At 58.1% G+C, this 12,261-nt stretch carries 9 protein-coding genes; 7 read left to right on the forward strand and 2 right to left on the reverse strand.

Going from position 1 to position 12,261, the window contains the following annotated elements:
* Nucleotides 1-114 precede the first annotated feature (114 nt).
* The 4 genes from ACI5FR_RS06170 to ACI5FR_RS06185 all read left to right on the forward strand — a co-directional run bounded on the left by ACI5FR_RS06170 (nt 115) and on the right by ACI5FR_RS06185 (nt 5,022).
* Nucleotides 115-1,689, forward strand: coding sequence for a sigma-70 family RNA polymerase sigma factor (locus ACI5FR_RS06170; RefSeq protein WP_405451745.1), 1,575 nt, complete (start codon nt 115-117; stop codon nt 1,687-1,689).
* 71 nt (nt 1,690-1,760) lie between these two features.
* Entirely contained in the window at nt 1,761-2,117 is a 357-nt protein-coding gene (locus ACI5FR_RS06175; RefSeq protein ID WP_405451746.1) for a nucleotide excision repair endonuclease, read from the forward strand.
* Between the two features lie 200 nt (nt 2,118-2,317).
* Nucleotides 2,318-3,064, forward strand: coding sequence for an ABC transporter ATP-binding protein (locus ACI5FR_RS06180; protein ID WP_405452227.1), 747 nt, complete (start codon nt 2,318-2,320; stop codon nt 3,062-3,064).
* A complete protein-coding gene (locus tag ACI5FR_RS06185) occupies nt 3,061-5,022 on the forward strand; it encodes an ABC transporter permease (protein ID WP_405451749.1) in 1,962 nt (653 codons plus the stop codon). Before ACI5FR_RS06180 ends, ACI5FR_RS06185 begins: the two co-directional genes overlap by 4 nt.
* Nucleotides 5,023-5,064: 42 nt before the next feature.
* Here the strand turns inward: ACI5FR_RS06185 and ACI5FR_RS06190 are convergent, their stop codons facing one another.
* Both ACI5FR_RS06190 and ACI5FR_RS06195 read right to left on the reverse strand, forming a co-directional pair.
* Nucleotides 5,065-6,066 (reverse strand): sensor histidine kinase, encoded by a 1,002-nt coding sequence (locus ACI5FR_RS06190; RefSeq protein WP_405451752.1) that lies wholly within the window; start codon nt 6,064-6,066, stop codon nt 5,065-5,067.
* On the reverse strand, nt 6,063-6,734 hold the full coding sequence (locus tag ACI5FR_RS06195) for a response regulator transcription factor (protein WP_405451754.1): 672 nt from the start codon (nt 6,732-6,734) through the stop codon (nt 6,063-6,065). Before ACI5FR_RS06195 ends, ACI5FR_RS06190 begins: the two co-directional genes overlap by 4 nt.
* Before the next feature lie 218 nt (nt 6,735-6,952).
* Between ACI5FR_RS06195 and ACI5FR_RS06200 the strand changes: the two genes are divergently transcribed.
* The 3 genes from ACI5FR_RS06200 to cysI all read left to right on the forward strand — a co-directional run bounded on the left by ACI5FR_RS06200 (nt 6,953) and on the right by cysI (nt 12,253).
* The gene (locus ACI5FR_RS06200; RefSeq protein WP_405452229.1) at nt 6,953-8,359 is read left to right on the forward strand and encodes a DHA2 family efflux MFS transporter permease subunit; all 1,407 of its coding nucleotides are present in this window, start codon (nt 6,953-6,955) and stop codon (nt 8,357-8,359) included.
* A gap of 226 nt (nt 8,360-8,585) precedes the next feature.
* Nucleotides 8,586-10,412 (forward strand): assimilatory sulfite reductase (NADPH) flavoprotein subunit, encoded by a 1,827-nt coding sequence (locus ACI5FR_RS06205; protein ID WP_405451756.1) that lies wholly within the window; start codon nt 8,586-8,588, stop codon nt 10,410-10,412.
* Nucleotides 10,413-10,531: 119 nt separating this feature from the next.
* Nucleotides 10,532-12,253: an assimilatory sulfite reductase (NADPH) hemoprotein subunit gene (gene cysI, locus ACI5FR_RS06210; protein WP_405451759.1), complete on the forward strand. Its 1,722-nt coding sequence runs from the start codon at nt 10,532-10,534 to the stop codon at nt 12,251-12,253.
* Nucleotides 12,254-12,261: the final 8 nt, after the last annotated feature.

The following is a 12,261-nucleotide window of genomic DNA, read 5'->3' on the forward strand; positions in this document are numbered from 1 at the left end:
TTACGAGTGTGAGGGGCCCATCCGTGGTCTTCACACTCGTATTTGCTTTGCGGGGTAACCTTTGAGCCTAGCCGCGGCACTTCTGTATAATACGGTAGAAAGGAGCGGCAGCGCATGGAGGCGTATATCGAACAGGCGAGGCAAGGAGACCGGCAGGCATTCGAAAAGATCGTCACGCATTATTCGGCGATGGCGAAGGCTGTGGCGTACGAAAAGCTGCGCGATGTGCAGCTGACCGAGGATGCCGTCCAGGAAGCGTTCACGGAAGCGTTCCTGCATTTGCCTCAACTGCGGGCTCCAGCGGCTTTCCCGGGTTGGTTCAAGGCGATCGTGGCGCGGCAATGCTATCGGATCCTGCGCCGCCGACGGGTGCTCGCCATCCCGTATGACGAAGCTGAGCGAACGGCTGAAGCAGCGCCGGGCGTGGCGGAGGCCTTCGAGCGGCGGGAAGCGGAGCAAGCGATTCATGACTCGATCGCAGCGCTAACGGCTAATATGCGGATCGCGGTTCAGTTGTTTTATTTCCAAGGTTACTCGCTGCAAGAGATGTCCCGGTTCCTCGGCGTTTCGGTGCCGGCGCTGAAGAAACGGCTCTTCGATGCCCGCCTCAAGCTGAAGGGCGCGTTGCCCGTAGCCGACTTGGCGTCCGTATTCCACAATCTGTATGAAGGAGGACGAAGCATGCTGCATATCGTGAACGGAGATTCGGTCGCGGAGAAGCTGCGGCAAGGCATCGTGCAGGGCGAGATTTTGGTCTGGAGAGAGGTGTACCCGCACGGGCCCGCATTCGTATCGCCAGAGGCGCAGGAGAATCGTGCGGCACGGGCGCAATATTTGGAACTAACGATAGGCGTCCCGAGCGAGGACTTTATCCGGATAAGCGCAGCCCAGGAGAAGGTTTTGGAGGGGTTTCGGCAGTATGAGGAGGTCGTGTTATGGTTCGAGCACGATCTGTTCGACCAGACGATGCTGAGCCGCTTGCTCCATTGGTTCGCCGGTCAGCCGCCAGCTGCTACGAAGCTGAGCCTTTTGAGCATCGGCGACTATCCGGGCATCGAGCGGTTCCGGGGGCTGGGCCAACTCACCGTCGGCCAGTTGAAGCCTTTGTCCGGCACGTGGAGGCCGATCGGAGCCCCGGAGCTGGAGCTGGGCCGCGCGCTGTGGCAAGCCTACGCCTCCGAGGATCCGAGAGGGCTGGAGCGCTTGCTTCATCAAGATACGTCTCCTCTCCCGTTCGCACAGGAAGCATTCCGGGCTCATCTGGCGAGGTTTCCTTCGACAACGAATGGGCTTGGTCTCGTGGAGCAGACTACGCTGGAGAGGATCCAGGAAGGGGCCGGAACCCCGTTCGAATTGTTCGAGCAGGTAGGGGATCAGCTCTCGGTATTGGGCATGGGGGACCTGGAGTATTGGCACATTCTCAGGAAAATGTCTCATGGCTCCCATCCGTTGCTCGAGGTCCAGGGTGTGTCCGCTTTTCCGGCTTACAACGAACCGCCTGCATCCCTTCGCGACTGCACTGTAAGCCTTACAGAGCTCGGGAAACGGGTGTTGAACGGACAAGAGGACTGGATCGGGAAGCAAGGCATCGACGAGTGGTATGGCGGGGTGCATCTGCAAGGACATCGGCCTCGATGGCGGTGGAATCGGGTCGAGGGAGCGATCCGAGAGATCGGGGATGGGGAGTAGCAAGCCCGATGGTTTTCTCCGGCCAATTGTGATAGGATGGAGTCCTATATGGACAGAGGAAGTGAACGCGTGTGATCCAGATTACGATTCCGTCGCCGGATGTGACGATTACGAAGCAAGAGGCCCCGCAGATGAGCCATATTTATGGATTTACGGACTTTCATCTGATTCCCCGGGACAAAGGCGGATTTTTCGCTTTTTACAACGAGAAGGACGAGCTGCTGTTCGTAGGGAAGGCGAGGAAGCTGCGGCCGCGGATCAAAAAGCATTTCGAGGACACCGTCTCTGACATCAAGGAGCATCGGAACGAAGTGACCAAGATCGAGGTGTATATCAACGAGGATCCGGTGGAGCGGGACATCTACGAAACCTACATCCTGAATAAAGGCAAGGCCAAGTACAACGTAGACAAAGCGTTTTTCAAGTAAACCCCAGAAGCGATGAGCGCGGTCCTGAAGACCCGGCTCGTCGTTTTTTTATTCGCCGTATGTGACAAAAACGTCACTTCGAGTCGCGGTATATCGATGGTTGGAAAGGCTGGAAGTGTCTATAGTAAGGGTATACACCAGAACAGACGCCTATCATTTGCGTCCGTTCCGGTAAGAGGGAGGGAGCAACGATGCAAGCGATACAACCGGTGATTCAAACGAAAAACTTATCCAAACAATATGGCGCGACGGCGGTCCTGAAAAATATCGATCTGACGGTCCAGCCGGGGGAATTCACGGCCATCATGGGCCCCTCGGGCTCGGGCAAATCGACGCTGATGAACGTGCTGTCCACGATCGACAAACTCTCCGGAGGCGAAGTGTGGCTGGAGGGGAAGGCGCTGCTCGACCTGAAGAAAAGCGCGCTGCGGCAATTTCGCCAGGAGCGGGTCGGCTTTATTTTCCAAGACTACAACTTGCTCGATACGCTGACGGTCAAGGAGAACATCCTCTTGCCCCTCTCGCTACGGGGCTTCAAGGCGGACGAGATGGAGCGCCGGCTGCAGCCGATCCTGCAGGCTCTGGGCATCGAAGGGATTCTGGCGAAGTACCCGAGCGAGATCTCGGGCGGGCAGAAGCAGCGGGTCGCCTCGGCCCGGGCGATCATCACGGAGCCGGCGATCGTGTTCGCCGACGAACCGACGGGCGCGCTGGACTCGCGTTCCGCCACGCAGCTGTTGGAGCAGCTCGTCGGCTTGAATGAGACGTTCGGCACGACGATCCTGATGGTGACGCACGATACGTATGCGGCGAGCTATTGCAAGCGGGTCATCTTCCTGCGCGACGGAGGGATCGTGAACGAGATCTATGCCGGCGAGATGGGCCAGAAGGTGTTCTATGACCGGATTCTGGAGACCCAGAGCTTGATGGGGGGCAAGCTGCGATGAGCCTGTTAGACCTCACCATCCGGAATGTGAAGCGGAATTTCCGCTTGTATACGATCTATCTGGTCTCGATGATCATCGGCGTCATCATTCAGTTCACGTTCTCGTCGCTCATGTACAACGAAGACATCATGAACGCCCTGCAGAATCGCCAAAATTTCCAGACAGGTGTCGCCATCGCATCGGTCGTCGTGTATTTGTTCATCATTTTCTTCATCCTCTACGCCAATTCGTTCTTCATGCGGCAGCGCAAAAAAGAGTTCGGCATGTACTTGTTGTACGGCCTGAACGAACGCCAGGTCACGCGGATGGTGTTGTATGAGACACTGATCATCAGTGCGATCGCACTGGCGACGGGGGTGTTGCTCGGAGGCCTGCTGTCCAAGCTGTTCGGTATGGCGCTCATGAGACTGATGCAGTACGAACAGGTCATCTCGCTTACGTTCCCGATCGAAGCGATCGCATCGACCGCCGGTGTGTTCCTCTTGCTCGCGCTCATTATCAGCGCCCAAAGCTATGTGATGGTGAACCGGGTGCAGCTGACGGAGCTGTTCCACGCGAAACAAAAGACGGAGAAGCCCGTTCGCGTATCCGCGCTCATGGCGATTCTCTCTCTGCTCCTGCTGGTGCTGGCGTTCGGGCTGATCATGTCCGGTTTGGGATCCGCCGTATGGAAGGATTACACGATGTGGGCCATGATCGGGGTCACGGTCGGCATTATCGGCGGCACGTACTTGTTTTTCCGCCAGTTCGCCGGGTGGCTGCTTCAGACGATCAGCCGGCGGAGGAAGTATCACGAAGGCAATACGGTGCTCTGGACCGCATCCCTGCGGTTCCAGGTCCGAGGGAACACCCTGAACCTGACGTTCATCTCGCTGTTCAGCGCGGCGATCCTGATGCTGATGTGCTTCATGACGATCAACTACAAGGTGCAGTTCGAAGCGGTGGGCCGGAATTTGCCGAACGATATTGCGTTTCAAACGCAATCCGCCGCCACGAACAGTCAAATTGACGACTTGATCCGAAAGTCGGAGCACCCTGCAAAATTTCACCTGACGCATGAATTGTTGAAGGTGGACGCCGTGTCGGACCGGGAGCAGGCATTCGACAATCCGGAGTACTACTACCCGGGAGTCCTGCTGGTGTCACAGCAAACTTACAACGAACTGATCGCGCTGAGGGGCGACGACGAGCGCGTGAAGCTGTCCGGGTCCGAAGCGGTAGCACTGGCGCAAGGCTCGGACTTCCCGAGCGAATTCGCCCCGGGGACGCAGCCTGCGTTCACCGTCAAGTCGGACCGGGAGACGACGTTGCAGCTAGTCGAGAAGAAGGACTACGCCTATCTTGGGTGGGGCTCGGATCCGGAGACATCCATGATCAAGAAGCTGGCGGTGCTGGTCGTCTCTGACGAGCTGTACCAAAGCTTGCAGGGGCGTGCTCCTAAGGAATCGTTCGAGATCTATGGGATCGAGAACGCGAAGAAGGCGGAGGAGCTGTCGAAGCAAGTGCATGCGATCGTCACTGCGAAGCCGGACGCGTACTATTCCTCCTTCGCCGACGTGTACTCCAAGCAGATCGAAGGCTCGTCGCTGATGTTGTTCTCGGCGGGGTTCCTCGCCCTGATCGCGATCTTCGCCCTCGCAAGCGTGATCTACTTCAAGCAGCTGCGCGAAGCGACGGACGAGCGGATGCAATACGCGATCCTGCGCAAGATGGGCGTCGAGGCCCGTCAGATGAAGAGCGTCATCCGCAAGCAGTTGCTCTTCGTCTTCCTGCCGCCGCTCGTGCTGGGCGTGCTGCACAGCTGGTTCATCATCAAATATTTCATTCTTGATTCGGTGAAGGATTTCCCGGAGCTCCCGGGGTTGGTTCTGGGCATCGTGGGCGTTTACTTCCTGATCTACCTGGTGCTCTACGCCTCTTCCACGAATCTGTATTATAAGATCGCGAATCAGAGTTAATAAAGGGGAAACGACCAAACGCAGCCGAGGCTGAAACTCGGGTCAAGGCGTTTGGTCGTTTCTTTGCAGCGTGTGGAGATAGGGGTCGTGAATCCTCGGAAAATGCACGACGAATTCCGTATAGCGGCCGACTTCCGATTCGCAAGTGATATAGTGGCCGAGCTTTTTGGACAGCTCTTGAGCCAAGTACAAGCCCATCCCCGTGGACTTCATGTGCGTGCGCCCGTTCGAGCCTGTGAAGCCCCGATTGAAGATCCGGGGCAAGTCCTTCGGCTCCACGCCGATGCCGTTGTCGCGCAGGACCAGCTGCCGTTCCTGCTGGGTGATGCGTGTGGAGATCGAGATCTCCCCATGATCGTCGGTGTACTTCAAGCTGTTCGTGACCAGCTGGTTGAGAATGAAGTGGAGCCATTTGGCATCGCTCTGCACCGTCATGGACTGTACGTCCAACTGCATGCGGATTTTTTTGGAGATGAACGTCTTGGAATGGGCCTTGACCACGTCCTTCGCGAGCAGCGCCAAATCGACGTTCACGATCTCGTAATCCTGATGGAAGCTGTCGAGCTTGGCATAATAGAGCGCCTGGTCCACGTAATGCTCGATGCGCGACAGCTCCTCCTCCAGGCTCTTCGGATCGACCTCGGTCTGCTGCATGAGACGCAGCACGGCGATCGGGATCTTGACCTCGTGAAACCACGAAACGATGAAGTCATAGTGTTCCCGCTGCTTCGCCTGCACCTCGTTCAGGGCGCGGATATGCTCCCTCTCCTGCTGCTCCAGGGCGTCCCGGTACGCCTCGGCCTCCAGCGACAGCGGCTCGGAGTCTTCCTCGCGCAAGCTGCGGATCGCTTGCAGCGTCCGGATATACCGGTGGAGCAGGAAGGCCGCCAGCCAGAGCACGACCAAAGCCAGCACATAGAAGAACGTCGGCCAGCGCCACGGAAGGAGCGGATCGGTCGCGAACACGGCGATCGTGAGCAGAAAGGCCACGGTATAGAGGAGCAGGTAGGGACGCTCGTACTGAAGGAATCGCCAAACGTTCATTCGATGATGTACCCCATTCCTTTGCGCGTGCCGATGAACTCGTCCAACCCCAATTGAGCGATTTTGCGCCGCAGCCGGTTCACGTTCACGGTCAGCGTGTTGTCGTCGACGAACTGCTCGTCGTTCCACAGTACCTGCATCAGGTCGTCCCGGGAGACGATCTTCCCTGCATTTCGCATCAAGGTCTGAAGGATGATGAATTCATTCCGGGACAGCTCGGCGGTCTGCCCGCCAACCTGGACGGTCGAATTGGACAAGTGAAACACGAGCTGGCCGTGGGTGAGCTGCAGGCTCTCGTCCTGGTACGTGTAGTTGCGGCGCAGCAGCGCGCTCACTTTGGCGACGAGCACGCCCAGATCGAACGGCTTCTGCACGTAATCGTCTGCGCCCATATTGATCGCCATGATGACGTCCATATTCTGATTTCGGGACGAGAGGAAGATGATCGGCACCTTCGAGACCGACCGGATCTGATTGCACCAGTAGTAGCCGTCGAACAGCGGCAAATTAACGTCGAGCAGCACCAGGTGCGGCTGGGTTCGGGTAAAGTCGTTCAGCACATGCTCGAATTCGGTCACCTCGATGACCTCGTATTGCCACTTCCGCAGCGTATCGGCTACGATTTGCCTAATTTTCTTGTCATCTTCCACGATTAGGATGCGAAACATAAGGATTCCTCCGACTCCGCGAGGGAAAGGTTCTTGTGTCATTATACCAGATGAGCCGCGCTGGGAAACGGTGGAGCATCCCTGCTCCCGCATTTGTTCGGGCAAGCGAGGAATGGTATTATGTAAGGATGAGGGGAAAGGAAACCTTTCCCATAGATAAAGGAGGAGCTGGAGTGAACGTTTCGTCGGATGCAAGTGCATCCAAAGATTTAAGTGGGATCAAAAGGGGGCCGATCGTAGCGGCGCTCGTGATCGGCGCGTTCGTGGCGATCTTGAACGAGACGCTGCTCAACATCGCGTTCCCGGATTTGATGCAGGAATTCGGCGTCTTGCCCGCGACGATTCAATGGCTCTCCACGGCCTATATGCTCGTGATCGGGATTCTCGTGCCGGTGACCGCCTTGCTGCAGCAATGGTTCACCACTAGACAAATGTTTTTATCGGCTATGATCTTGTTCCTAATCGGGACGATTATTTGCGGAGTAGCTCCGGTCTTCAGCGTGCTGCTCACCGGGCGGGTCGTGCAAGCGCTCGGAACCGGGCTCATGCTGCCGGTTATGATGAACACGATTCTCGTCATTTTCCCGCCTGAGAAGCGCGGGGGCGCGATGGGGATGATCGGGCTCGTCATCATGTTCGGTCCTGCCATCGGGCCGACGCTCGCCGGTTTGATCATCGACCAGCTCGATTGGCGCTGGTTGTTTTATCTCGTCATTCCGCTCGCGGCGTTCTCGGTCATTTTCGCCGCGACGTATTTGCGCAATGTCTCGGATATTACGAAGCCGAAGGTGGACATTCTGGCGATCATCCTCTCCAGCATCGCGTTCGGCGGCATCGTCTATGGGTTCTCCAAAGCGGGCGAAGGCTCATGGTCGGCACCCGAGGTCGTCTGGACGATCGTGGTCGGCAGCATCTCCCTGGTGCTCTTCGTCGTGCGCCTGCTTACAGTGAAGGAGCCGATCCTGGATCTGCGCGCGTTCAAGTACCCGATGTTCACGCTGGTGACGATCATGATGCTCGTGCTCATGATGACGCTGTTCTCCACGATGATCCTGCTGCCGCTCTTCCTGCAAACCGCGCTAATGATGACTGCGTTCAAGGCGGGCTTGACGCTGATGCCGGGCGGGATCATCAACGGAATCATGGCGCCGATCTCCGGCAAGCTGTTCGACAAATTCGGCCCACGGGTGCTCGTCATCCCAGGGCTAATTCTCGTTCTGCTTGCCGTGTGGCTGTTCACCGGCATCACCGTCGACACCTCCGCCGGCTATGTCGTGACGCTCCATATCATCTTGCTCATCGGGATCTCGCTCGTGATGATGCCGGCGCAAACGACGGGGCTGAACGAGCTGCCGCGTCATCTGTATCCGCACGGCACGGCGATCCTGAACACGCTGCAGCAGGTCGCCGGCGCGATCGGCACAGCGTTGTTCATCAGCATCATGTCCGCCGGGACGAAGGATTACATGGCCACGACGCCGAATCCGACCGAGGCCGGCGGTCTCGTCGCGGGGCTGCATGATGCGTTCCTGGTCGGGTTCTTCGTTGGCCTGGTGGCGCTCGTCCTCGGGTTCTTCATCAAGCGCGTCCAGGCGCCTAAGGAAGAGCAGAAGCAAGCGGCGTAATATCGAATGAGGCACCCAGTTTGGGTGCTTTTTTTCGTTTTCTATCCAAGATCAGGAAATGTCGAAAAAAGCAGTTCAATTTATCACCGCAACTTATAAATGCTATAAAATCATTTGTATTGTGACTCACGGCCAGGCATGGTACCTTTAAGGAATCAATGTCGCTAATTGTAATCAGAATTATCGGAATTTCTTCTAAGCTAATCGAGCGAGGTGTGTTAGGTTCATGCTTCAAGTAACGAACAGTCCGTTTCAGCAAGACCAAGTGGATTTGCTTAACCGCTTGTTGCCTACGCTGACGGAAGGACAGAAAATCTGGTTGAGCGGGTATTTGGCCGCTCTCCATAGTGCAGGATCGGCAGCGGGGGCCCCGGCTCCGCAAGCGGTACCGGTTGCCGGCGCGCCGGCGGTTTCCCGCGAGGTGACGGTGCTCTTCGGCTCGCAGACCGGCAACAGCCAAAAGCTGGCGAAGAAGCTGTCCGGTCAGCTGCAGGAGCAAGGCTTCCAAGTGACGGTTTCTTCGATGATCGATTTCAAAACGAATACGCTCAAGAAGGTTCAGAACTTGTTCGTGGTCGTCAGCACGCATGGCGAAGGCGATCCGCCGGACAATGCGATCTCCTTCTACGAGTTCCTGCATAGCAAGCGGGCACCCCAATTGGAGGGGATGTCGTTCTCCGTCCTGTCCTTGGGCGATACGTCGTACGAATTCTTCTGCAAGACCGGCAAGGACTTCGATCAGCGCTTGGAGGAGCTGGGTGCCAAGCGCATCGCTCCGCGCGTCGACTGCGACGTGGACTTCGACGAGCTGGCCGGCAAGTGGATCGCGAGCGTCGTCGAGTCCCTCGGCCAGGCAACGGCCGGCGGCTCGGTTAGCGCTGCTGCAGCCGTTAGCGTCTCCCCGACTTCGGCGGGCGCGGCATCCGAGTATTCGCGGTCGAATCCGCTGCAAGCGGTCGTGCTGGAGAATCTGAACCTGAACGGACGCGGATCGGACCGCGAGACGCGCCATCTGGAGATCTCCCTGGAGGACTCCAATCTCCAGTACGAGGCGGGCGACAGCCTGGGGATCTATCCCCAGAATCATCCTCGCCTCGTCGAGGAGCTGATCGCGGCGATGGAATGGAACCCGGATGAGCGGGTACCGCTCCCTAAGAGCACCGAAGAGGTGCCGCTGAAGGAAGCGCTGACGAGCCATTACGAGATCACCGTGCTGACGAAGCCGCTGCTCGAGCAGGCGGCGGAGCTCGCTCCGCACAGCGGACTAGGCGAGCTGCTCGCGCCAGGACGGGAGCAAGAGCTGCGGGAGTACCTCAAGGGACGGGATCTGCTTGATCTGGTCCAGGATTATGATCTCGTGGGCGTATCGGCGCAACTGTTCGTCGCGATTCTGCGGAAGCTGCCGGCTCGCCTCTACTCGATCGCGAGCAGCCCGAAGGCGTACCCGGGCGAGGTGCACCTGACGATTCGCAAGGTGCATTACGAATCGTACGGCCGTGTCCGGTACGGCGTCTGCTCGACGTTCGTATCGGAGCGGCTGAAGGCCGGCGAGCCATTGCCGGTCTTCGTGCAGGAGAATCCGAACTTCAAGCTGCCGGCGAATCCGGACACGCCGATCATCATGATCGGCCCGGGCACGGGTGTGGCTCCGTTCCGAGCATTCCTAGGCGAGCGGGAGGAGACGGGGGCTGAGGGCAAGTCGTGGCTGTTCTACGGCGATCAGCATTTCGCCTCGGACTTCCTGTACCAGATCGACTGGCAGCGCTGGCTGAAGGACGGCGTACTGACGCGTATGGACGTCGCCTTCTCGCGCGATACGGACCGGAAGATCTACGTCCAGCATCGGATGCTGGAGAAGAGCAAGGACTTGTACCAATGGCTGCAGGAGGGCGCGGTCGTCTACGTCTGCGGGGATGAGAAGAAGATGGCGCATGACGTTCATGCGGCGCTTCTCACGATTCTGCGGCAGGAAGGCGGCCTAAGCGAAGAGGAAGCGGCCGAGTACATGACGAAGATGCAGCAGGAGAAGCGCTATCAACGGGACGTTTACTAGAAATTAGAATTTATAAATCCGGGGTCCCCGCAAAGTAATCGGAATAAACTTCGAGGGGCCGACGTCACTTTGTGGGGTTTCTTAATCCGGAGGGCTAAGATAGCAAGGAGGCCAAAAGCATGTCAGACAACAACTTAGTGTCGCCGAACAGCGCGCCGCATAGCGACGTAGAGGCGATCAAGCGCAGAAGCGATTATTTGCGGGGCACGCTCTCGGAATCGCTCCAGGACCAGATTACGGGTTCGATCTCCGAGGACGACAACCGCTTGATGAAGTTCCACGGCAGCTACATGCAGGATGACCGGGATGTCCGGAACGAGCGGAACAAGCAGAAGCTCGAGCCCGCTTACCAATTCATGGTGCGGGTACGGGCGCCGGGCGGCATCGTCACGCCGGAGCAATGGCTGATGATGGATCGCATCTCACAGAAGTATGCCAACGGCACGATTCGGCTGACGACGCGGCAATCGTTCCAGCTGCACGGCGTGATCAAGTGGAACATGAAGTCCGTCATCCAGCAGGTGAACGACGAGCTGCTGACGACGCTGGCGGCGTGCGGCGACGTGAACCGCAACGTCATGTGCAACCCGAATCCGTACCAATCGGAAGTACACGAGCAGGTGTACGAGTGGGCGCAAAAGCTGAGCACCTACCTCGAGCCGCAGACCCGTGCGTATCATGAAATTTGGCTGGACGAAGAAAAGGTCGTCGACAGCCGCGACGGAGTAGAGCAAGAGCCGATCTACGGCCCGGTCTACCTCCCGCGCAAGTTCAAGATAGGCATCGCCGTCCCTCCGGCCAACGAAGTCGACGTGTTCTCCCAGGATCTCGGCTTCATCGCGATTCACGAGAACGGTCGCCTCTTGGGCTTCAATGTTGTAGTTGGCGGCGGCATGGGCATGTCGCACGGCGATCCGAAGACGTATCCGCAGGTTGCGCGTACGATCGGATTCATCGTGCCGGAGCAGCTCCTGGAAGTCGCGGAGAAGACCGTCACCATCCAGCGGGATTACGGCGACCGGGCGGTGCGGAAGCACGCGCGGTTCAAATATACGATCGACGATCGCGGCATCGAGTGGTTCATCGACGAGCTGCAGCAGCGGATCGGCTGGAAGCTGCAAGAAGCCCGCGCGTATACGTTCGAGCACAATGGCGACCGGTATGGCTGGGTGAAGGGCAGCAACAACAAGTGGCACTTCACGATGTTCATCCAGAACGGACGCGTGAAGGACGAGAAGGGCTACCCGCTCTTGACCGGCTTGCGCGAGATCGCGAAGGTTCATACGGGCGATTTCCGCCTCACGCCGAACCAGAACCTCATCATCGGGAACGTCACCAGCCAGAAGAAGAAAAAGATCGAGCAGCTGATCGAAACGTACGGGCTGATGGACGGCTCGAACCAATCCGGGCTGCGGAGAAATTCGCTCGCTTGCGTCGCCCTGCCGACGTGCGGCCTGGCGATGGCCGAGTCGGAGCGGTACTTGCCTACGCTGATCGACAAGCTGGAAGGGATCCTGGACGAAGCCGGCCTGCGCGAAGAAGAGATCGTCATCCGGATGACCGGGTGCCCGAACGGCTGCGCCCGCCCGATGCTGGCGGAAGTCTCGTTCATCGGCAAGGCGCCGGGCAAGTACAACATGTACCTGGGCGGCGGGTTCGCCGGCCAGCGGCTCAATAAGCTGTATCGCGAGAACATCGGCGAGGCCGATATCCTGAACGAGCTGCGCCCGATCCTGAACCGCTATGCGAAGGAACGGAACGATGGCGAACACTTCGGCGACTTCTGCATTCGCGCCGGCTACGTGAAGGAAGTTCGCTCGGGCCTGGATTTCCACGATTAATTGCACGG

Source organism: Paenibacillus sp. HJGM_3, from assembly GCF_045062745.1.
GTDB lineage: Bacteria > Bacillota > Bacilli > Paenibacillales > NBRC-103111 > Paenibacillus_AA.

Excerpts from the sequence above, each read along its gene's own strand:
- ACI5FR_RS06170 (WP_405451745.1), top strand. The coding sequence starts at position 115 with ATGGAGGCGTATATCGAACAGGCGAGGCAAGGAGACCGGCAGGCATTC.
- ACI5FR_RS06185 (WP_405451749.1), top strand. The coding sequence starts at position 3,061 with ATGAGCCTGTTAGACCTCACCATCCGGAATGTGAAGCGGAATTTCCGC.
- ACI5FR_RS06190 (WP_405451752.1), bottom strand. The coding sequence starts at position 6,066 with ATGAACGTTTGGCGATTCCTTCAGTACGAGCGTCCCTACCTGCTCCTC.
- ACI5FR_RS06195 (WP_405451754.1), bottom strand. The coding sequence starts at position 6,734 with ATGTTTCGCATCCTAATCGTGGAAGATGACAAGAAAATTAGGCAAATC.
- ACI5FR_RS06205 (WP_405451756.1), top strand. The coding sequence starts at position 8,586 with ATGCTTCAAGTAACGAACAGTCCGTTTCAGCAAGACCAAGTGGATTTG.
- cysI (WP_405451759.1), top strand. The coding sequence starts at position 10,532 with ATGTCAGACAACAACTTAGTGTCGCCGAACAGCGCGCCGCATAGCGAC.